The organism is Acinetobacter sp. MB5 (genome assembly GCF_003261585.1).
Lineage (GTDB): Bacteria > Pseudomonadota > Gammaproteobacteria > Pseudomonadales > Moraxellaceae > Acinetobacter.
On sequence record NZ_POVU01000004.1, the window covers coordinates 80,373 to 103,924 of the forward strand.

16 protein-coding genes are annotated in these 23,552 nt (G+C 42.6%); 1 reads left to right on the plus strand and 15 read right to left on the minus strand.

What is annotated here, in order from left to right; all coding sequences use genetic code 11:
- Nucleotides 1-69: 69 nt before the first annotated feature.
- The 10 genes from C1A47_RS06900 to C1A47_RS06945 all read right to left on the minus strand — a co-directional run bounded on the left by C1A47_RS06900 (nucleotide 70) and on the right by C1A47_RS06945 (nucleotide 14,087).
- On the minus strand, nucleotides 70-1,491 hold the full coding sequence (locus tag C1A47_RS06900; protein ID WP_111893749.1) for an FAD-dependent oxidoreductase: 1,422 nt from the start codon (nucleotides 1,489-1,491) through the stop codon (nucleotides 70-72).
- 73 nt (nucleotides 1,492-1,564) lie between these two features.
- A complete protein-coding gene (gene gltB, locus C1A47_RS06905; RefSeq protein WP_171294349.1) occupies nucleotides 1,565-6,040 on the minus strand; it encodes a glutamate synthase large subunit in 4,476 nt (1,491 codons plus the stop codon).
- A gap of 478 nt (nucleotides 6,041-6,518) precedes the next feature.
- Entirely contained in the window at nucleotides 6,519-7,307 is a 789-nt protein-coding gene (locus C1A47_RS06910; protein WP_111893753.1) for a hypothetical protein, read from the minus strand.
- Between the two features lie 2 nt (nucleotides 7,308-7,309).
- A complete protein-coding gene (gene aroB, locus C1A47_RS06915; protein ID WP_111893755.1) occupies nucleotides 7,310-8,395 on the minus strand; it encodes a 3-dehydroquinate synthase in 1,086 nt (361 codons plus the stop codon).
- A gap of 18 nt (nucleotides 8,396-8,413) precedes the next feature.
- On the minus strand, nucleotides 8,414-8,956 hold the full coding sequence (gene aroK, locus C1A47_RS06920; protein WP_111893757.1) for a shikimate kinase AroK: 543 nt from the start codon (nucleotides 8,954-8,956) through the stop codon (nucleotides 8,414-8,416).
- 35 nt (nucleotides 8,957-8,991) lie between these two features.
- Nucleotides 8,992-11,136 carry a type IV pilus secretin PilQ family protein gene (gene pilQ, locus C1A47_RS06925; protein ID WP_111893759.1) on the minus strand — a complete coding sequence of 715 codons (2,145 nt, stop codon included), beginning with the start codon at nucleotides 11,134-11,136 and terminating at the stop codon, nucleotides 8,992-8,994.
- 14 nt (nucleotides 11,137-11,150) lie between these two features.
- Nucleotides 11,151-11,678 carry a pilus assembly protein PilP gene (locus tag C1A47_RS06930; RefSeq protein ID WP_171294350.1) on the minus strand — a complete coding sequence of 176 codons (528 nt, stop codon included), beginning with the start codon at nucleotides 11,676-11,678 and terminating at the stop codon, nucleotides 11,151-11,153.
- Nucleotides 11,675-12,388, minus strand: coding sequence for a type 4a pilus biogenesis protein PilO (locus C1A47_RS06935; RefSeq protein WP_111893761.1), 714 nt, complete (start codon nucleotides 12,386-12,388; stop codon nucleotides 11,675-11,677). Before C1A47_RS06935 ends, C1A47_RS06930 begins: the two co-directional genes overlap by 4 nt.
- Complete coding sequence (locus C1A47_RS06940; RefSeq protein ID WP_111893763.1) at nucleotides 12,385-13,029, minus strand: PilN domain-containing protein; 645 nt, start codon at nucleotides 13,027-13,029, stop codon at nucleotides 12,385-12,387. The genes C1A47_RS06935 and C1A47_RS06940 overlap by 4 nt, the downstream gene beginning before the upstream one ends.
- Nucleotides 13,029-14,087, minus strand: a complete 1,059-nt coding sequence (locus C1A47_RS06945) for a pilus assembly protein PilM (RefSeq protein WP_111893765.1) — start codon at nucleotides 14,085-14,087, stop codon at nucleotides 13,029-13,031. The genes C1A47_RS06940 and C1A47_RS06945 overlap by 1 nt, the downstream gene beginning before the upstream one ends.
- A 172-nt stretch (nucleotides 14,088-14,259) precedes the next feature.
- Here C1A47_RS06945 and C1A47_RS06950 point away from each other — a divergent pair, with 172 nt between their 5' ends.
- Nucleotides 14,260-16,797 (plus strand): penicillin-binding protein 1A, encoded by a 2,538-nt coding sequence (locus tag C1A47_RS06950; protein WP_111893767.1) that lies wholly within the window; start codon nucleotides 14,260-14,262, stop codon nucleotides 16,795-16,797.
- A 13-nt stretch (nucleotides 16,798-16,810) separates the two neighbouring features.
- Here C1A47_RS06950 and C1A47_RS06955 read toward each other — a convergent pair whose 3' ends face one another.
- The 5 genes from C1A47_RS06955 to ftsI all read right to left on the minus strand — a co-directional run bounded on the left by C1A47_RS06955 (nucleotide 16,811) and on the right by ftsI (nucleotide 23,551).
- Nucleotides 16,811-17,623 (minus strand): putative RNA methyltransferase, encoded by an 813-nt coding sequence (locus tag C1A47_RS06955; RefSeq protein WP_111893769.1) that lies wholly within the window; start codon nucleotides 17,621-17,623, stop codon nucleotides 16,811-16,813.
- A gap of 72 nt (nucleotides 17,624-17,695) precedes the next feature.
- Nucleotides 17,696-18,814 (minus strand): phospho-N-acetylmuramoyl-pentapeptide-transferase, encoded by a 1,119-nt coding sequence (mraY, locus tag C1A47_RS06960; RefSeq protein WP_111893771.1) that lies wholly within the window; start codon nucleotides 18,812-18,814, stop codon nucleotides 17,696-17,698.
- Nucleotides 18,815-20,212 carry a UDP-N-acetylmuramoyl-tripeptide--D-alanyl-D-alanine ligase gene (locus tag C1A47_RS06965; protein WP_111893773.1) on the minus strand — a complete coding sequence of 466 codons (1,398 nt, stop codon included), beginning with the start codon at nucleotides 20,210-20,212 and terminating at the stop codon, nucleotides 18,815-18,817.
- Between the two features lie 5 nt (nucleotides 20,213-20,217).
- Entirely contained in the window at nucleotides 20,218-21,717 is a 1,500-nt protein-coding gene (locus tag C1A47_RS06970) for a UDP-N-acetylmuramoyl-L-alanyl-D-glutamate--2,6-diaminopimelate ligase (RefSeq protein WP_111893775.1), read from the minus strand.
- A 13-nt stretch (nucleotides 21,718-21,730) separates the two neighbouring features.
- Complete coding sequence (gene ftsI / locus C1A47_RS06975; protein ID WP_111893777.1) at nucleotides 21,731-23,551, minus strand: penicillin-binding protein PBP3; 1,821 nt, start codon at nucleotides 23,549-23,551, stop codon at nucleotides 21,731-21,733.
- Nucleotide 23,552: the final 1 nt, after the last annotated feature.

Genomic DNA, 23,552 nt, shown 5'->3' on the forward strand with positions numbered 1-23,552 from the left:
TTTAATAAGTCCTATAAATATAAAAAAACCCCAATCGAAATTGGGGTTTTACTTTAGGGTTTATTTAGATCAAACATCCAAATAATCCAAGATACCTTCGGCAGCTTGGCGACCTTCCCAAATGGCAGTTACAACAAGGTCAGAACCACGCACCATGTCACCACCCGCAAAGATTTTCGGGTTTGAAGTCTGGAACTTAAATTGTTGCTGTTCAGCAGCAACAACGCGACCAGAACCATCTAAGTTAATATTTGCACCTTCAAACCAATCTGCTGGGCTTGGACGGAAACCAAAAGCTAACAACACGGCATCAGCAGCTAAAATTTCTTCTGAACCTGGGACTGGCTCTGGGCTACGACGGCCGCGACTATCAGGCTCACCCAATTGAGTCGTGACAACCTTAATACCTGTCACCTTGCCATTTTCACCGACAACCTCAATTGGTTGGCGGTTAAACAGGAAGTTCACCCCTTCTTCGCGCGCATTTTTCACTTCACGGCGTGAACCAGGCATGTTTTCTTCATCACGGCGGTAAGCACAAGTCACCTCAGCAGCACCTTGACGAATCGAAGTACGGTTACAATCCATCGCAGTGTCACCACCGCCAAGTACAATAACCTTCTTGCCTTCCATGCTGATGTATTCAGATGCTTCTTTTTCCCAACCTTGGCAACGGTTGACGTTGGCAATCAAGAAGTCGAGCGCATCATAGACTCCATCAAGGTCTTCACCAGGGAATCCACCTTTCATGTAAGTGTATGTTCCCATACCCATGAAGACTGCATCGTATTCTTCAAGCAATTGCTCAATAGTGATGTCTGTACCAATTTCAGTATTTAAGCGGAAATCAACGCCCATACCGTGGAAAATTTCACGGCGACGTTTCATCACGTCTTTTTCCATTTTGAATTCTGGAATACCAAAGGTCAGCAAACCACCAATTTCAGGACGCTTGTCAAAGACAACAGGTTTAACACCATTACGTACCAGAATATCAGCACAGCCCAGACCTGCAGGCCCTGCACCGATGATGGCAACTTTTTTGTCTGTCCATTTCACGCTAGACATATCTGGACGCCAGCCCAAAGCGAAGGCTGTGTCGTTGATATATTTTTCAGCATTACCGATTGTTACCGCGCCGAAACCGTCATTTAAGGTACAAGCCCCTTCACACAAACGGTCTTGAGGACAAACACGACCACAGACTTCAGGCAAAGTATTGGTTTGATGGCACAATTCCGCTGCCTGGAAAATACGACCTTCAGAGATCAGTTTTAACCAGTTCGGAATGTAGTTATGTACTGGGCATTTCCATTCACAGTATGGGTTACCACAACCTAAACAACGATGGGTTTGGTTTTTAGCAACATCGGCTGTGAAAGGTTTATAAATTTCCACAAACTCTTCTTTGCGGACAGTAATATCTTTTTTCTCTGGATCTTGGCGTGCTACATCCAGAAACTGAAAGTCATTATTTAGGCGCTCTGCCATTGTTCTCTCCGTGGGTAAGTGTGAATAACGCTCCCGTTACTCACACCTGCCTATCAATACTTGAGTAGTGGAATTATTGAGGATCTGCTTTGGTTGTTTTCAACAAAGTCAATAAGTTAGCTGCTTTTGGTTTTACCAACCAGAACTTACGACTGTAAAAATCAAACTCATTACGGATCTTATACGCCCAAGCACTACCTGTTTCAGCAATATGCTCATCCAGAATACGAAGCAAGAACTCTTGATGGTCTTCCATCGATTCGGTTGAAATACGTGTTAAGTCAATTAACTCGTGGTTATAGTAGTCAACAAAGTCGTTGTCAAGGTCAAGGACATAAGCAAAACCGCCTGTCATACCTGCACCGAAGTTGTGACCTACTTTACCCAATACAGTCACGATACCGCCTGTCATGTATTCACAACAGTGGTCGCCCGCACCTTCAATTACCGCGAATGCGCCAGAGTTACGAACTGCGAAACGCTCACCTGCCGTACCTGCTGCGAACAACTTACCGCCTGTTGCACCATACAAGCAAGTATTACCGATAATCGCTGTATTTTGTGTCTGGAATGGTGAACCTTTTGGTGGGAAGATCGACACTCGACCACCTGCCATACCTTTACCGACATAATCGTTGGCATCACCTTCAAGTTTGATATGCAAACCACCCGCATTCCAAACACCCAATGATTGACCTGCTGTACCTGTCAAGTTCAACACGACTGGATGTGCTTCCATGCTCAAATCGCCGTAACGACGAGCAATTTCACCTGACAAGCGTGCACCAATCGAACGATCACAGTTACTTACCGCATAAGAGAACTCACCGCCCTGACCTGACTCAATCACAGAAAGTGCTTCACTTACCATTTTCTCAGCAAGAACACCTTTATCAAATGGTGCATTGCCCTGAGTTTGGCAGTATTGCGCTTTGCCTTCCGCCGCAGGATGTGACTCAAGTAATGGAGTCAAATCAAGATGCGCGTGTTTATCGGTTTCACCTGGTAATACTTCAAGCAAGTCCACACGACCAATCAAGTCTTTCAATGAAGCAACACCGAGCGCTGCCAACCATTCACGTGTTTCTTCCGCAATAAAGTGGAAGAAGTTGATCAGCATTTCAGGTTCACCGATATAGTGATCCTGACGCAAGTTATCTTGCTGAGTTGCGACACCAGTTGCACAGTTGTTCAAGTGACAGATACGTAGGTATTTACAACCCAAAGCGATCATTGGTGTTGAACCAAAGCCAAAGCTTTCCGCACCTAAAATAGCTGCTTTTACAACATCCAGACCCGTTTTCAAACCACCGTCGGTTTGTACACGAACCTTACCACGCAAGTCATTCACACGAAGTGCTTGATGTGCTTCACTTAGACCCAATTCCCACGGAGAACCCGCATGGTGAATTGAAGACAATGGCGAAGCTGCTGTACCACCGTCATAACCTGAAATGGTAATGAAGTCGGCATAAGCTTTGGCAACACCCGCTGCAATCGTACCTACACCTGGTTCAGAAACCAGTTTCACCGATACCATCGCTTTTGGATTGACTTGTTTTAAGTCAAAGATGAGCTGCGACAAATCTTCAATCGAGTAAATGTCATGGTGTGGCGGTGGAGAAATCAGCGTTACACCCGGTACAGAGTAACGTAAACGAGCAATCAAGCCATTCACTTTACCACCCGGTAACTGACCACCTTCACCTGGTTTTGCACCTTGAGCAACTTTAATCTGCAAAACTTCTGCTGAAGTTAGATATGCCGGGGTTACACCAAAACGGCCAGAAGCGATCTGTTTGATTTTCGAGTTACGAATTGTGCCGTAACGCGCAGGGTCTTCACCACCCTCACCAGAGTTTGAACGACCACCAATCGTGTTCATTGCAATCGCAATTGCTTCGTGTGCTTCTGGAGAAAGCGCACCCAAAGACATCCCCGCAGAGTCAAAGCGCGGTAGAATTGCTTCAACCGATTCAACCTGATCGAGTGCAATTGAATTCGTGGTTTTCAACTTAAATAAGTCACGAATGGTTGCCACTGGACGGTTATTCACCAACTCAGCATATTCTTTAAAGTCTTCGTATTTGCCTGAACGTACAGATTTGTGTAAAGCATTGATCACATCAGGGTTAAATGCGTGATATTCCTTACCAAACACAAATTTCAGCATACCGCCTTGGTCGATTGGCTTACGGTTTTTCCATGCCAAATCTGCCAATTGTTTTTGGTCATTTTCAAGATCAACAAATGTCGCACCCTGAATACGGCTTGGTACGCCAGTGAAACACTTGTCTACAACTTGTTTCGACAGACCGACTGCTTCAAAGAGTTGACCACCACGATAAGACGCAACGGTTGAAATCCCCATTTTAGAGAGAACTTTCAACAAGCCTTTTTCAATCCCTTTACGGAAGTTCGCTTGTGCGTGGATCGGGTCACCCAATAATTCGCCTTTCGCAATCAAATCATTGATGACGTCATAAGCCAAATATGGGTAAATCGCGGTTGCACCAAAGCCCAAGATCACTGCAAATTGGTGTGGATCACGTGCAACTGCGGTTTCCAAGATCAGGTTAGCATCAGTACGTAAGCCTGTTTTACCTAAATGGTGATGAATCGCACCAGTCGCTAAAACGGCATTGGCAGGTAAGTAACCTTCACGGATTTTCTTATCTGAAATCACCAGTAAAGTTTTACCATCACGGATGGCCTGTGCAGATTCTTCACAGATACGTACAATCGCAGCTTCCAAACCTTCTGACTCAGGGTAGTTCAAGTCGATGTCGGCAATGTCATAGCCTTTACGACCCAACGTACGCAACTGATGCATTTTTGAATTTGAAAGCACTGGACTTGAGATGATCAGACGCTCTGCATGCTGAGGGCCTTGTTCAAATACGTTTTGCTCACGTCCCATGCAAGTTTCAAGTGACATCACAATCGACTCACGTAATGGATCGATTGGTGGATTGGTTACCTGAGCAAACTGCTGACGGAAGAAGTCCGAAACGTGGCGTACTTGACGAGACAATACCGCCATTGGCGTATCATCACCCATTGAACCCACAGCTTCCTGACCACTTTCTGCGATAGGACGCAACAATTGATCACGCTCTTCAAATGTCACCATAAACATTTTTTGAGCAGTTTTCAGGTTATCGCCTGTTAAGCCTTTATCACATAAATGCTCTTCAAGCTCTGGACTACCTTGTAGACGTACTGCATTTTCACGCAACCATTGACGGTATGGACGCATCTTTTTCAAGTGAGAGCTAACATCATTGGTGTCTAACAATTTACCTGTTACGGTATCGATCACCAAGATTTGACCTGGACCTACACGACCTTTAGAAATAACATCTTCAGGTTCGTAGTCCCATACGCCAATTTCAGATGCAAGGGTGATGTAACCATTTTTGGTGATCACCCAACGTGCTGGACGCAAACCGTTACGGTCAAGCATACAGATCGCATGACGACCATCTTGAATGACCAGACCTGCAGGGCCATCCCATGCTTCCATGTGTTTAGAGTTAAATTCATAGAACGCACGTAAATCGGCATCTAAGGTTTCAACGTTTTGCCATGCTGGTGGTACAAGCATACGTAGCGCACGGAACAAGTCCATGCCACCACCCACTAAAATTTCAAGCATGTTGTCTAGGCTTGAAGAATCCGAACCTGTCAAATTGACAATTGGATTTAAGTTGGTCAAACCAGGGAGTAATGGGTTTTCAAATTTTGGTGTACGTGCAAGTGCCCAGTTACGGTTTGCAGTAATAGTATTGATTTCACCATTATGCGCTAAATAGCGGAATGGTTGAGCCAATTTCCAACGTGGCAAGGTATTGGTTGAAAAACGTTGATGGAACACAACAATATGAGATTCCAAACGCTCGTCGGCAAGGTCTGTATAGAAGTCAGCAATGGCAGCTGGCATCATCAAACCTTTATAAGTAATGACATTTGAGCTTAATGTTGTCACATAAAATGAAGCATCATTTACAAGCGCTTCTTCTGCACGGCGACGCGCCATGAACAACTTACGGTTAAATTCAACCTCTGACACACCCATTGGGCAGTTAACAATCACTTGTTCAAATGCAGGCAAAGACTGTAATGCAATTTCACCAAGAACATCGTTATTGGTTGGCACAACACGCCAAGCAATAACACGTAGACCTTCTTCATCCAGTTCTTTGGTGAGCACATTTTTTGAATGTTGTGCTAAAGCAGGGTCAAGATTTAGAAAAACAGTACCAACAGCAAAAATTTCACTTAAGGTAATATCGCTAAGTTTTTTAGCTTCTTCACGGAAAAAAGCTTTTGGCATGGCAAGTAATAAGCCACAACCATCTCCTGTTTTACCATCGGCGGCAATCCCACCACGGTGCGTCATGCAGCTTAAACTATGAATCGCTGTCTTCACAAGATGATGACTGGCGTCTCCCTGCATATGGGCAATAAGCCCAAATCCACAGTTATCCTTAAACTCATCAGGTTGGTATAAACCTTGAGCGGGAGCTACAGTGTTTGGCGATGGCATGTGCATAGCGTACCCTTCTTTCAACATTGCTCTATGAGCATCACATATATCAAATTCCCTTAGCGACTTAAGCCTCAAACCACACAGCAGAAGTGCGCAGGCAGCTCTCAAGAATAGCCTCTTTTAGACTTATCTTGCATTACTTTTATGACAAAAATAGCTTTTCTGCACTACAATCGAATTGTTTGGAATATGAGGCTTTACGCCCACATTGAATTTTTTTGCTCCAAAACGAGGACAATTAACTCAACTCATGCACCATTTAAGCAAAAAACATGCCAAATAGCACAATTCACATACAATTTTTATATATTTCAGACAAATAAGTAGAAAAAACTGCTTTTAATCAAAATTAGCACGATCAATAATAGCACTATAATTGTGCGTTTTTTACAATTTGTTTATTTTTTGCTTTATTTTAGGACTTTTTTCAGACAAATTATTTCAAACATGATGCACCAAAACAAATCATAGCTTTTTAGCGAGACTCTGAAGCCTCTACTCCTGATGATTTAATTACACTCACGACTTTCCCTTCATTATCACGACGTGTAACCGTTGTTTGTACCGCATGACTGTCAGGCGAACTCATTGCAGGCACTGAACTGCTTGATACAGGAGGAACAACTTGTGGGCGCGGAATTGCGACAGGCTTTAACTGAACTGCATAAAGTTGCTGACTTGAAGCCTCTTCAGTCCCCATATCATTTACAAAATCCAGATAGTCTTTGATTTGTACAATTTTAGGATGTATTGATTTTGGTAAACCTAAATTTAACTGTTGTAATTGCTCTTGTGCTTGAACCTCTTGAGCAAACAAACCATACAGTAAGACATAACGATCGGGCTGATGCTCTGCTGAGAGACGCAAATAAACAAACTCACTCCGATCTTGACGTTTATCCAAGAAATCATTAATGATTTCCTCTTTGTTAGTCTCAAACAGCTCTAAACTATAATTTGACAAATTCGTCTGAACAAAATGCGTACCTCGAAACTCTAAACCATGCTGATCTGATGCCACGACTCTCGTCGTTTGCTGCAATGGACGCACCTGATCCATAAGAACACCCAGATCAGGAATCGCCGATAATTTTTCAGCCTGAAACTGCGGCTGTACATCTTCTTCAACAGGCACAGATTCTCGTTTCAACGGATGATGATCCGTTAAAAATAAAAAGCCACTTGCAACCACCAAGCAGATACTTCCACCAATCAATAAAACTCGACGTATAAGGATTGTATCTGCTGGAAATTGGTTTGACATGTTTATGCCTTTTCCTGATTTGCTAAAATGGCTTGCTGCATTAATTCAACATCAAAATCTTTGGTAATCATTGCTTGTCCCAATGTACGCATCAAGACTAAACGCAACTGCCCATTCAAGACTTTTTTATCATGTGACATATAGGATAAAAATTCATCTAGCGGAATCACTGGGCATTTAATTGGCAATTTCGCTCGCTGGATCAAGGTTTTAGCACGATTCAGATCAGCTTCTGAGATCCAACCCATTCGACAAGATAAATCTGCCGCCATCACCATCCCTGTAGCAACGGCTTCACCATGCAACCAAACCCCATATCCCAGATAGGATTCAATTGCATGACCAAAAGTATGCCCAAGATTTAATAAAGCTCGCTCACCTTGCTCTTTTTCATCATTCGCGACAATTCGTGCTTTGTGCGCACATGAACGATACACTGCTTCTGCCAGTAGCGTTTCATCCCCAGCAACCAATGCATCCATATGCTGCTCGAGCCAAGCCAGAAAATCTACATCGCCCAAAAGTGCATACTTAATCACTTCTGCCAAACCTGCAGATAATTCACGTGACGGGAGTGTTTTGAGCTGAGCCATATCCGCAAGAACAACTTGTGGCTGTTTAAATGCCCCAATCATGTTCTTACCTAATGGATGATTAATGCCTGTTTTTCCACCCACACTTGAATCGACTTGTGATAGTAATGTCGTCGGCACTTGTACAAAATAAACGCCACGTTGGAAACTCGCTGCAGCAAATCCTGCCATATCACCAACCACACCGCCACCAAGTGCTAGCACAGTACAGTCACGGTTAAATCCTGAAGACAATAAAGCATCAAAAATAAGATTCAGATGTTCAATATCTTTATATTTCTCACCATCAGGCAAAATACAATGCGCAACTGTTTTACCCAAGTTTTGCAATGCTTGCTGATAATGTTCTAAATATAGTGGCGCAACCGTATCATTTGAAACGATCATGACTTGCTTACCCAAAATATAGGGTGCAAGTAACTGTTCAGGATTGAGCTGACTACCAATATAAATTGGGTAACGACGATCACCCAATTCGACATATAACGTTTGCATAACGAAAACCAAGACTATTTAAATTGAATAATGTACTGCAATATCTTTGAGAATTTTTTGAGCCAGTTCCCGTGCACCACCTTGATGAGTATCAATCACGTAATGTGCAACTTCTCGATACAAAGGATCTCGTAAAGTCAGCAAGTCCTGTAACCGCTGTTCAGGGTTTTCAACTTGCAATAAAGGGCGGTTTTTATCACGATATGTGCGTTGTAACTGCACTTCAACAGGTGCAAAAAGATACACCACAATGCCTCGTTGCTTCAAAGCATTGCGGTTTGACAATTGAGTTACAGCCCCACCACCTGTCGCAAGCACTAAATTCGAACGCTTGGTCAATTCATCTATGACCAATTGTTCTCGCTGACGAAATCCCAGTTCACCTTCTTTTTCAAAAATCCATGGAATAGAAGCACCCGTTTTTCGTTCAATTTCGTGATCACTATCAACAAACTCGCGACCTAAAAGCTCTGCAAGATGTCGACCAACAGTTGTCTTTCCAGCCCCCATGGGCCCCACCAAATAAATATTTGGCAGGGTATTGATTGCTTTGTTTGGCAAGGAGCCACCTACTCAATTACAGCTATGATTTTATATTAATGATTTCTAGAAACGGTGTCATCCACAATTCGTGGTGTAATGAAAATGAGAAGCTCACTTTTACTATCACTTGTTGTCGTTGACTTAAACAAGTTACCAATCCAAGGTAAATCTCCTAAGAATGGAACCTTACTCACATCTTTTTGACGTGTATCTTCATAAATACCACCCAAGACAACGGTTTCACCATTGTTAACCAAAACGTTAGTCTGTAATGCATTGGTATCAATTACATAACCCGCACTTGTCAAAGAACCCACTGTATCTTTAGTAATTTTCAATTTCATTTGAACATTACCATCTGGTGTAATACTTGGCGTTACATTAAGTTCCAAGTTCGCATCTTGGAACGTAGTTGTGGTACCAGAGTTTGCACTAGTCGTTGAATACGGGACTTTTGTACCTGACTTAATCGTGGCTTCCTGTTTATCACCCGTCATCACTTTTGGTGTCGAAATCACCTCACCCTGACCGTCAGCCTGTAAAGCAGACAATTCCAAGGTTAATAAACTATCTGCTGTACTTATTAGGCCAAAGGCTAAACTTGCTGCACTCGTTCCTGAACTTGAACTGGATGCCCCAAAATCAACACCCAAATTATCTGTAATTGTATCACTTTGACCATTATATTTATTATTCCAACGAGTAGTTAAATTATCACTACTACTCGATACACTACTTGAGTCCAAACCCCATTTCACACCAATCGATTTAGAAAAATCAGTAGTTGCACGCACGATACGCGCCTCAATCATCACCTGTTTTACAGGCATGTCGATCTGTTTAATAATATTTTTGAGTTGCTCAACTTTCTCAGCAGTATCACTAATAATGACTGTATTGGTCCGAGTATCAATAACAATCGCCCCACGAGGGCTCAGCAAAGAACGCATACCTTCATCTGTTGATGAGTTTGTATTATTTCCACTGTTCGTCGTCTTAGCCAGTTTAGTAGCATCATCAATCATGGTTTTAACATCAGCTGCCTTAACATAATTCAACTGAATCGTTTCTGTTTGAAGTGGTGCAAGTTTCATATGCTGAGCTAATGCTTTCGCTTGATCTTCCTCAGATTTAATCAACTCAGTGGTAGGGGCTACCCAAATAACATTACCAGTCCGACGTTTATCCAAGTTTTTAGCTTTCATAATAATATCTAAAGCTTGATCCCAAGGAACATCTTTAAGACGTAACGTAATATTCCCCTGAACACTATCAGATGCAACAATATTGACACCTGTAAAATCAGCTAACAACTGTAGAACGCGACGAACTTCAATGTCCTGAAAGTCAAGAGAGATTTTCTTCCCTGTATATTTATCATTAGCACGCAATGAATTGGTGTTAGCCGCTAATTTTTCTTCTTTCTTTGCAACACTGATAATTAGACGATTATCTGTTTGATACGCCATATAGTCAAAGTTACCATTCGATTGAATATTGATAACTCCATTACGACCTTCATTAAAGGCATCTACCGATGACACTGGCGTTGCAAAGTCATTGACATTTAAGCGGCGTGTCAACGCAGTTGGGATCTTATTTCCTAAAAAGCGTACAACAATTTTACTACCCTGCTGTTTAACATCTACAGGCGTATTCGGGTTAGATAAATCAATAACAACTTGCCCCTCACCTTTATCTCCCCGATGAAAACCAACATTATTAATACCTTGCGGGTTTACCATTGGTAGAGGAGCAACATGATCTTGTGATGCAGACGCATTATTAATTTTTAAAATAAAGGTATTACCTTCAACTCGTGTTGTGAAGGCTCCAGCTTTTTTTAAATTAACCGTTAAACGTGCACGTTGTGCATCTGCAGCTAAATCCACTGAACTTGCTTCTGCCGTTGAAACAGGGATAGAGGTTTGTTTCAGTGACTGTGTCGCTTTATCGAAGTCCAGAATTAGACGCGATGGTTGCTCAACCTGATAAGCTTGTGGTTGAGGTGGCAAGCCATTAAACATGACACGAATTTCGGTACCTTGACCTGGAATTTGTAAAGGCACAACATTTGTAATCGCAACCGCGGCATTTGCAATCTGAACCATTGCCATTGCGACTGCACCCAAAGCAAATTGATGAATAAATGGCTTCATTCGTTGCATATCCCCAATTTTTTTTACAGATTTTTTCATTATTATTCCCCAAATTACGCTGCAGGTCCGACAAGTACAAGACTACGAGGTCGTTCAATATAGCCATCTCGACCATCTGAAACAATCTCAAGCAAATCGATTTGTGTCGGTGTAATCTTGATAATACGTCCTTGATTCAGACCCATATAATTTCCAACTTGTACCTGCTCAACCTGCCCATCAGATGTTTGGATCAAGCCAACAATTTGTCCATTTGCATTACGTAAACTACCTTTAAAAGTCATAGTCTCTAACGCATAACTCTCTAAAGGTTGCGGTTGGCGAGAGAAATCTGGATAAACTCGCTTGCCAGCCATGATTTTTAATTCAGTATACAAAGACTGTGGTAAAAATGGACTGCGTAAATTCTGCGCAGCATATTCAAACTGTGGAACAGGTTCAAAAGTCGGTGCTGGTTTAATGGGTGCTGGTGGTTCACTACGAATTTTTGCCATTTCATCATTCACGACATCAATACGAGAACCACAACCAACCATGAGAAAAACAGGTAATAAAGCAACGATAAGACGTTTATTCATCATTTTGCTGCTCCTGTTTTAGGTGCAGAAGCAGCATCTTGCTCATCTGCTCCAAGATAACGATAAGTTTTCGCATGTAATGTATAGTTAACCACTGGAATATCAGATTTTTTATTATCATCCTGTCCAGCGACAATTGAAAAATCATGTAACGTGACAATACGTGGTAAAGCTGCAATTGCACTCGCAAATTGCCCAAACAAATGATAATCGCCGACGGCCTGAATTGAGATTGGCTGTTCCATAAAGAACTGCTGTTTCACTTCAGGTTCGAGGGTAATGTTCTTAAATTTAAGGCCTGCTGTCACTCCAGTAACGTTAATATCTTCAACTAATCCAGGAATTTCTGACTCTTTAGGCAGTTGCTGTAATTGCTGATTAAAGTCAGCTTGCATTTTCACCAATTGCTTTTGATACAATTGTAAGTTACGTAATTTTGAATCTTTTTCTCGATATTCATTGAGCAAATTCGCTTCTTGTGCTTGAGCAGTTGCAATTGAATCCAGTTTAGAACTAATTAATACAAAATAACCAATAAAGCAAACCACAAGAAAAATAAAGATCCAACAGGTAACTTTAACCGAAATGGGCCATCCACCATAATTAGAAGCATCCAACGAATTAAATTGCTTTAAAAAACGATCTAATGTCATTTTATTCTTGGTTGGCTTGACTGCATTTCCAGTTGACTCATCTAATTGTTCTTGACTCATTTTTTCGCAGCCCCTTTTGTTGTTTGAGGTTCTGAAGCCATCTCATCTTCTGCAGTTTGTGCAATTTGTCCTAAATCAGCAGTCACAACAAAACGGCCATACCCCTCTTCAACGCGTGGTACAACTGAAGTTTGTGCCTGTTGATTTGTTTTACTGTCTGCGGCATCAAATGACTTCATAAATACATTACGAAACCAGACTGACCCACCTAAATTTCTCATAAAATCAGCAACAACATTCGGGCTTTCAGCTTTCCCTTCAATGGTAAAATGATCACCTACACGCTCAAATTTGGTTAAGTACATTGTATTTGGAATTGTACGAACCAATTGATCAACAAGACGTACTGTAATTGGACGCTGAGCTTGTAAATTTTGAATCAGCTTCATGCGCTCAACAATCGCTTGTGTTTGTTTTTGTAGACCTTCAAGTGATTTTAGTTTCTGATCAAGCTCTTGATTACTTGAAGTAATCAACTGATTCGCATCCTCTTGACCACTCAATTTCTGATCAAAATACATCCACGCTGAAAAAACTGCAAACACCCCTAATACAGCAACCATAATTGAGATCAAAACAAAATTTCTTTTACGCTGTTCCCGTAGCTCGTCACGCCAAGGTAGCAAGTTTATTTTTGACATTAATCAAAACTCCTTAACGCTAAACCACAAGCAATCAGTAGAGAGGAAGCATCATCTTCAATTTTTTTAAGATTAATTTGTGGGGAAAAACCCATTTGCAGGAATGGATTTGCGACAGTGACCCGATAACCTAATTGTTGTTGTAATACTTTTGCTAAACCAGGTAGGTTCGCTGTCCCACCTGCTAATAGAATATGATCAACATCATTAAATTGCGAAGATGAGAAAAATAATTGTAAGGAGCGCTGAGCCTGTTGAGCAATACTATCCATAAATGGTAAAAGTACTTCGGCATCAAAGTCATCTGGCAAAGTCCGTTCTTTTTTAGACCGTCCTGCCTCTGCATATGACAAACCATAACGATTCTGAATTTCTTTGGTCAGTTGTTTACCACCAAAAACATGCTCACGGGTGTAAACATTTTTTCCATCGTGTATCACAGATAATGTTGTCATCGAATGACCGATATCTAGAATCGCAACGACTCTTGTTCCGAGTGGTAAAGTATCTGCGAACACACCTAAAGCACGTTCCATTGCATAACTTTCAACATCGGCAATTTTTGCTGTCAAACCCGCATAAATCAGCGCTTCATTACGTGCTTCAACATTTTCTGTTCGGGTTGCCACCAAAAGGACATTAACCCGATCTGTTCGAGACAGCTTGTCAGGCAACACCTCAAAATCCAAACTAACATCATCGAGCGGAAATGGAATGTATTGTTCCGCATCCATCCGGATTTGAACTTCCCGCTCGTCATCAGTCATATCCTCATCCATTTCAATGATTTTATGAATAACGCTTGACGTTGGTATGGCAAAAGCAACATTAACGGTAGATGGATTTGCTGCCTCAACAGCTTTCTCTAAAGCATCGGCGATTGCTTCAGAATTAATAATATTTTTTTCGACCACGGTGCCTTCTGGTAAAGGTATAAGTGCATAGCTTTCTACACAATAGCGCCCATTCTTTACCGAGAGCTCCAGCATTTTTACAGAAGTTGAACTAATATCAACTCCTATTAACCCCTTATTCGGTTTACGATATAACCTTAGCACGATGTTTATTCCTGTTATTTTTTATTTAGAATAGCATAATACCTTGTCACGCAACGCATTTCGTCTAGATAATAACGTATATAATACCCTGACCAAGGCTTTTCTCGGCTATACTGATCATCGGATATACTCAACTCCGATCGCCCATTTTCCATATTAAATATTACTTGTTATGAAAAATCTATCTTGTTCAGGTCGAATTCATCCAATTTTTCTGTTTTTGCTGATAATAATTCTTTTGATTCCAATGGGCTTTTATGGCATGTATCTGTACATTGCCCCGTCTCTCCCTGAAATGAGCAGTCTTAAAAAAGCGCCGCTCTTAAAACCTATCCAGATTTATACTGCTGACAATCAATTGATTGCAGAATATGGAGGAAAACTGTCTGTACCTGTAGAGTACAAACAAATTCCTCCTCATTTTATTCAGGCATTTTTGGCAGCAGAAGATTCTTCATTCTTTGAACATAGCGGAATTAGCTTTAAAGGCTTAGGGCGAGCTGTAAGTGAAAGTATCACAGGTTCAGACACACAAACGGGTGGTTCAACCATTACCATGCAAGTGGCGAAGAACTATTATTTATCCCCTGAACGTACACTCAAGCGTAAATTGACTGAAATTTTTCTGGCACGAAAAATCGAACAAAACCTAACTAAACCAGAAATCCTCACACTTTACGTGAATAAAATCTTCTTGGGTAAAAATGCCTATGGAATCGCGGCAGCAGCCAAAATTTACTATAACAAAAATTTGAATCAGCTTAGCATCGCACAAATGGCAATGATTGCAGGTTTACCGAAAGCACCGTCTAAATATAACCCTGTGGCAAATCCTGAACGTGCACTTGAACGACGTAATTGGATTTTGGGACGTATGCGCCAACTCGGGTATATCAATCAAGCAGAGTATCAGCAATCCATCGAAGAGCCTTTAAACTTAGACATGCCAGATCGTGGGGTACTGACTCGCTATCCATATATTGGTGAAATGGTTCGTGAGGAAATCGTAAAAAAGTTCGGTGAGAAAGCTGTCGATTCTGGCTTTAAGATCTATACAACGATTGACAGTAAACGTCAGGAATATGCTGAACAATCTGTACAAGATGGTTTAGAAGCTTATGATCGTCGACATGGTTGGCGTGGTGCAGAAGCCCACGGGGTTTCTCTGGCAAAATTCTTCACTTATGCCAATAACTATCCTGCGAAAGTCCTTAAAGTTGAAAAAAACAGTTTTGAAGCAGAATTAAAAGACGGCTCAGTGGTCACTGTACCATGGTCAGGCATGTCTTGGGCACGCCCTTATCACAATGCCAATAGCGTTGGTGCAGAACCAACACATGCATCTCAAATTGTTAAAGTAGATGATATTGTTCGTTTACGTCCAAATGAAAATAAGACGATCTGGTCTCTTGTACAAATTCCAAAAGTACAAGGGCAATTGATTGCACTTAACCCAAACAATGGTGCAATTGAAGCCGTTGTCGGTGGTTACAGCTATGCTCAATCCACCTTTAACCGTGCAATACAAGGCTGGCGTCAACCAGGTTCAACGATTAAACCGTTTATTTATGCACTGGCACTTGAACGTGGCATGACACCGTATACCATGGTGGATGACAGTCCAATCACTATTGGCAAATGGTCACCCAAAAATTCAGATGGCCGTTATCTTGGTATTATTCCATTACGCCGCGCTTTGTATTTATCACGAAATACTGTATCTGTACGGTTATTACAAAGTGTGGGGGTCGGACGTGCACGCCAACTCTTGATGGACTTTGGTTTACAAGAAAATCAAATTCCCAATAATTTTACGATCGCGTTAGGTACACCACAGGTTCTGCCTGTGCAAATGGCAACAGGTTACGCTACTTTTGCCAACGGTGGTTTCCGAGTCGAGCCTTATTTTATTGATCATATCGAAGATGCTTATGGAAAAACCATCTATAAGGCAAATCCTGAATACGCCTGTATTTCTTGCATCAACGATGACAACAAGCAGGTCTCTACAGATCAAGCAAATACACCTGATGATGAAGCATTTAAACAACAGGCTCAGGTACATTTTGAAACAGCGGATACTCGTAGAAGTGAATATCGCCAAGCACAGCGCATTATTAAATCCAGCTCTGCCTTCGACATGGCAAATATTCTACATGACGTAATTCAACTTGGTACTGGACGTGCAGCATTACAAATCGGACGTGATGACTTGGGTGGAAAAACAGGAACCACCAACGATGCAAAAGATGCATGGTTTGCAGGCTTTAACGGAAAATTGGTCGCCGTCGCCTGGGTAGGCTTTGACCAGCCAACCACACTCGGTCGTCGTGAATATGGTGGCGTTGCAGCTTTACCTGTCTGGTCAAATTTCATGGCTCGTTCTTTACAAGGGACACCATCAGCATGGGTCACTCTAGACAAAAATGCCAAAGCGCCAATTACTCATGGCCAATCGACAGTCGTTCAAACTGATCGTCATCAAAACCGTATTGCTCCACCTTTAGCACGACCAACCTATCATCCTGTACCAGTGAGTCGCACGACTTCCCGCAAACAAGATGAAGAAGACTTTTCAGATCTCCCTGATGAAAAAACGCTGATTCCTTCAGAAAAATCGCCACCTAAAATGAATGGTTCTCAAGCACCAACTGGCAGTAAAAAATCTAGCCCTGATGCCTTAGAACAACTGATTAATCAGGTGAACTAAAAGTAAAAAGCCGTCAAATGACGGCTTTCTTTTTAAATAAATATAGCTGAAAACTGGCAGTAACTTGCAGATGATCACGCTGTTCCAAAGCCTGACGTTTTTCAGGTTTGGCTTTGTAAGCATAAGGCGTCATTGCGAGTAAATTAACAATATCTTGCTGTTGTAAATTGAGTTCAGCATCAACTACAGACGACTCAATCAACTCAAAGTTTTCGCTCATCTGTGCCACAAATTTTTCTGGCTCATGCAGATTGACTTGTTCAAACAGTGCTTCGCGTAAATCATATAAATGACGAGGTGCAGGCGTCACCACCAGACACAAACCATCATTTTTTAGAATGCGCAGAATTTCTGGCTGAGGAATTGGACTAAACAAACTGCTGCACAAATCAATCGACTGATCTAAAGCAGGCAAAACTGCACCCGTTCCCACCACCCAAGTCACCGCCTGATTCAGTTTTGCCGCCCGCTGTACTGCACTTTTGGCAATATCCACACCAACGCACTGTTCTACATGAGACTGCATGGCACTGGTGTAATACCCTTCACCACAACCGATATCCAACAATGTTTTTGGCTGATAACGCTCCAATAACTGCTCCACAGCCTGACGTAGCGGCGCATAAAAACCTGCGGATAGAAATGCACGTCGAGCATCGACTGCTTCTGGGGTATCTCCTGGATGTTTGCTGTGCTTATGCTGTACTACATGCAAATTGACATAACCTTGTTTGGCTAAATCAAAACTATGCCCCTGCGGGCAACGCCAAGTTCTTGCATTTAAGGTCAGTGAATCTCGGCAAACAGGGCACATCAGCACTTGCATCGTGTTTTAACTCCAGTGAAAGGACAAATAAAAAAGCTGACCGAAGCCAGCTTTTTTGCATTGGATTTGGGATTAACGCAATTTTAACGTCATTAAGCCAACAACCACCAGAATAATTGTGATGATCCAGAAACGAATCACAACTTGGGTTTCTTTCCAGCCTTGTTTTTCATAGTGATGATGCAATGGTGCCATCAAGAAAACTCGCTTATTACGCATGCGCAATGAACCAATTTGCAGGAAGACTGAAATCGCTTCCATTACAAAGACACCACCCATAATCGCAAATACGATTTCCTGACGAACCATCACGGCGATTGTACCGAGCATTGCACCGAGTGCCAGCGCACCGACATCCCCCATGAATACTTGCGCTGGATGGGCATTGAACCACAAGAATGCCAAGCCTGCACCAATCATGGCCGCACAAATCACAATCAATTCAGAAGAATATTTGATATAAGGAATATGCAAATAATTGGCAAAACGAATATCACCTGACAAATAGGCAAATACACCTAGACCTGCTGCTACCAAGACCACTGGCATGATTGCGAGGCCATCCAAACCATCGGTTAAGTTAACCGCATTAGAGGCACCATTAATGACCAGATAAGTAAAGGCAATAAAGGCAAGTCCAAATGGAATCACTGAAAATGGAATACTCAACGTCTTAAAGAATGGGATCAGCAAATCCAGCATATTGTGGGTGTAAACAGGACTATGCTGATTGATTGCAATCACATATAAGGCAATTCCAGCACCTAAAGATGCAACCGATGTCCAAAAGAATTTTTTACGTGCAGGCAAACCTGCATTGTCTTTATAACGAATTTTAATCCAGTCATCAGCCCAACCGACTGCACCGAAAATCACCATGACTCCAAGTACAATCCACACATAAGGGTTAGATAAATCCGCCCAAAGCAACGTACTAATACCAATCGAAAGCAGGATTAACACCCCACCCATGGTTGGTGTACCCATTTTCTTGGCATGGTTTTCTGGTGCAAAAGAACTTACAGCTTGACCGTATTTCAGCGCACGCAGTTTTCGGATCATGACTGGCCCTAAAAATAGGCCTATTAACAATGACGTTAATACACTCAATAAAGCGCGTAGAGTTAAGTAACGAACAACACCGAAAGAACTATCAAATCCTGCCAAATGTTCAAATAGCCATAAAAGCATTTACAGCTTCCCCCTCAAATCAGCCATCAACGTCTCCATATGGGTATAACGAGAACCTTTAAACAGGAAACTCATGTTCTGAGGTTGATGCTTATGTACAAGATCGATTAAAAAAGGCAGAGCTTCTGCCTGAGTTTTAAATGCGTGACAGTGATCCGCAGCAGCACCTGTAACAGTAGCATCTGCAAACTCACCCACAGCAATCAGATAATTTAATGGGCGTTGAGCTAAATCACGACCAAGTGCGAAATGTTCATCTCGGCTACTGTCACCTAGCTCACCAATATCTCCCATCACCATGACTTTAATGCCCTGCTGCTGAGTCAGTACATCAGCTGCGGCACGCATGGAAGTTGGGTTGGCATTATACGTATCATCAATCAATAAGTATTGTTCATGCTGAATAAAATTCAGACGTCCTTTTGCCCCTTTTGCCTGCTGCAAACCTTGCACAACATCTTCAAGGGAAACACCAATCGCTAAGGCAAACGCACAGGCAGCTAAAGCGTTTTGCACATTGTGCAATCCTGCAAAAGGCAACTCAACGGATGCTGAACCTTGTGGCGTATTGAGAACAAAACTGGCTGATTGCGGATGCAGTTGAATTTGCTCAGCAAAAACATCACCGCCTTCACCAAAACTTAAGCGTTTTTGTGTTTGCACAGCCGTATTGATTTGAGCTGTAAAGTCATCGGCAGCAGGTACAATGGATGTGCCTTCAACAGCAATGTGACGATAAATTTCAGACTTGGCTTGGCAGATCTTTTCACGCCCACCAAACTCACCCAGATGAGCAGTCCCAATATTGAGAATGCCAGCGACCTGTGGCTGTACCAGATTTGAGGTGTAGTCAATTTCACCGACATGACTGGCGCCGAGTTCCATCACGGCATACTGATGTTCTGGACGTAGTTCCAATAACATCATCGGGACACCCAAATCGTTATTGAGGTTACCACGGGTAATCAGTGTTGGTGCCAAGCGAGACAAAATACTGCCGAGCATTTCTTTGGTCGTGGTTTTACCACTACTACCTGTCAGTGCCAAGACTTTCAGATGAGGACATTGTTGACGACGAAATTGTCCTAAATGCCCCAAAGCCAAACGCGTATCGGCAACAACCAATTGAGCAATATCAAGCTGCTCAATCGGACGCTCAACAATCACCACCTGACAACCTTGTGCCACAACATTTTGTACAAAATCATGGGCGTCAAAACGCTCACCTTTCAGTGCCAAAAAGGCATCACCTGCTTCGGCATGACGTGAATCGGTTAAAATCCGCTTAATCGTTTGCTCAGGCTGCTGATCTTGATACCAGTAGCCTTGCGTCGCCTGTTGGAGTTCAGCAGCTGTCCAAGGCATCAAGGGAACAGTGCTGGTGGTCGATGTATGCATGTGCGTTAATTTTCCAAAGCTGAATACGCGGTGAGCATTCCGTGCCGATGATCGATAGCCGCTTTTACTTCTACCACATCATCAAACCAATGACGAACGCCATCGATTTCCTGATAATTTTCATGTCCTTTGCCTGCAATCACCACAATATCGCCTGCTTGTGCTTGCCCGACAGCAAACTTAATTGCTTCACGGCGATCATGAATTTCGTGTACTTCATGCTGGCTAAAATCAATTCCCTGCTTCATATCAGCAAAGATCTGTTCAGGGTTTTCAGTGCGGGGATTATCCGAAGTCAACAGAACTGGATTAGCATGAGCAAGTGCTGCCTGAACCATCAGTGGGCGCTTGCCACGGTCACGGTCTCCACCACAACCAAAAACAGCCCATAAACGGTGCTCAACATGACGCTGTAAACTGGTCAGGACCTGAACCAAAGCATCAGGGGTATGTGCATAATCCACCACAAACAAGCGTTGTTGATCGCGCAACACTTGCATACGTCCTGGAGCGCCTATTAATTCTGGAACAGCAGCAACCAATTCAGCCAAGTCAAAGCCTGCCGCATACGTTACAATTAAGCTGCCTAAGAGGTTTTCAACATTGAACTTGCCAAGCAACGGGCTATGGACTGTAAACTGCCCGACTGGACTATGTAAGGTAAAACGTGCACCCTGCAAGCTAAAACTTAAATCTGACACATAAAAATCAGCTTGTTGTTCAATTGCATAAGTGAAAATTTTCGGCTGTGCAGGATTTTGACGGGCTGCGGTTAACATCACATCTGCATACGCATCATCCCGATTAATCACCGCATATTTCAGTGTGGGGAATGCAAACAGGCGGGATTTAGCTTCTGCATACGCTTCTAGCGTTTTATGATAATCCAGATGGTCACGACTTAAATTGCTATACACCGCAATTTCAATATCACAGCCATTTAAACGACCCTGCTCCAGACCATGTGAACTAGCTTCAAGCGATGCAAAGCTTGCCCCCTGTTCAGCATAACTGTGCAATAAATTTTGCAGATGAATGGCATCGACCGTAGTATGTGTCGACGTTTCCAGATTTGGTAAAATCCCATTCCCTGTTGTTCCCATCACCGCACAACGCTGTTCCTGAGAACTGATCAATTCCGCAATTAAACGGGAAATGGTGGTTTTTCCATTAGTCCCCGTGACTGCCAAAATACGTAGATCTGGAGTCGGCGCAGTTGCCTGTAAATAGGCTTTTTGCCATTCACCCATTTTCAGACGTACATCTGGACACGCCAGACAGTTTTCTAGTGCCAAAGCCTGCTCTGCAATGACACCAATCGCGCCTTGCTGTAATGCAGCTTGAGCAAAGGCCAACGTTTTTTCAGGTTGTGAATAACTGCTCAGGGCAATAAAAATTTGCCCCACTTCAACAGCACGACTATCTAAACAAAACCCACCAAACGCTTGGGTCATCCAAGTTTGAACTGACTCAACAGGATAAATCTGTTGCAACGTAATCGACATGAAAACTCACCAATTATTGAATTTTAGGGGCTTGTAATGGTTTATCGAGTGGTACATCGAGCAAGCGTAAATATTCTTTCATAACGCGTGCAAATACAGGTGCAGAAACCGTACCACCATAATACGTCCCTTGCGGATTTTCGACTACCACGACCATCGCAATACGAGGGTTACTCACAGGTGCAACCCCTGCAAACAATGCACGATATTCAGTCTTAGAATACCCACGGCGGTCAGCATTGAGTTTATGTGCTGTCCCCGTTTTCCCTGCGACACGATAACCTGGAATTTGCGCCTGAACTGCAGTACCGCCTGGCTGAGTCACCTGCTCCATCATCAGCAGCACTTCATTGGCAATTTTAGGGTCAAGAACCTGTTTACCTTGAGCAGGTTTATTCAACTTAAACAGGGTAAGTGGCATTTCCACACCATGGTTTGCCAGCATGGCGTAACCTTGCACCAATTGTAAAACTGTTGCATTGAGGCCATAACCATAAGCCATGGTACCGATTTCAGAGGCATTCCAGTATTTCGATGGCAAGATTAAACCTGGACTTTCCCCAGGGAAATGCACCGCAGAACGCTGACCAAATCCAACGCGTTTAAAGAAGGTTGGAATGGTCGGTGTTGGCAGCGACAACGCAATCGTTGCTGCCCCTACGTTGGAAGATTTCATAATGATTCCGCCCAACGTCAACACACCATAGTTATGCGTATCATGAATAATATGGTTACCAATTCGCATTGAACCTGGCGAAGTATTAATCGTCGTGGTTGTTGTATATTTACCGCTCTCCAGTGCCGCAGAAATGGTAAATGGTTTCATGGTTGAACCTGGCTCAAACATGTCAATTGCCCCGCGGTTACGCATGGCATCTTTATTATTCAAACCATCTTTGTCATTCGGGTTATACGATGGCCAGCTGCTCATTGCCAGAATTTCACCCGTTTTCACATCCACCGCAATTGCAGTGGCTGAGCGTGCATTATTTGCTACCCCCGCCGCTGCCAGCTCACGATACATGATGTACTGTAAGCGTGAATCAATACTTAAAGTAAAGTTTTCACCCGCCTGTACAGGTTTAATCACTTCAGGATCTTTGACTCGGTTGCCGTATTTATCTCGAACATTCACTTGCAAGCCGCTAATCCCTGTTAGCTTCTTGTTCAGCTTCATTTCCAAGCCTTCAACCCCTTTACCATCGCTATTGGTCAAACCAATAATCTGTGCATTGGGCTGCGGTTGCGGGTAGAAACGTTTATAGGATTTTTCCGTATAAATCCCTTGGAAGTTGTGCTTTAAGATAAAGTCAGCCTGTGGTGGTGGTACTTCAGTTTTCAATACCAAATAACGCGACCTCGGATGTGCCTGCATCTCCTTTTTTAGCCAATTTGCATCCACACCGACCACATTGGCGAGTTCATCGAGGTCAAAATCTTTATCAGGGAGTTTTTGTTTTGGTTTTCGACGCTCACCCGGTTTAAGAGGCGCAGTCATTTCATCATAGAGTTTTTTATTATCAAAATAATCACGCGTATCCATCACCACTTTCATGATCGGGGTACTGATTGCCAGCGGCACGCCATTACGATCACTAATGATCCCACGCATCGGCCTAATGGTTTCATCACGTAAAATCAGTGCATTGGCTTTATTTTGCAAGAAATCACGATTAATGATTTGCACATAAAACGCACGAAACACCAAAGCAATGAAGCAGATTAAGACAATGCCCCACAACAGATAAAAGCGCCATTGATCAAAAGCGATTTCGCTTTTTTCAGTCACAGAAACCGTAGCTTTGCGTTTTAAATTCATTCGTTTTTCAGTCATT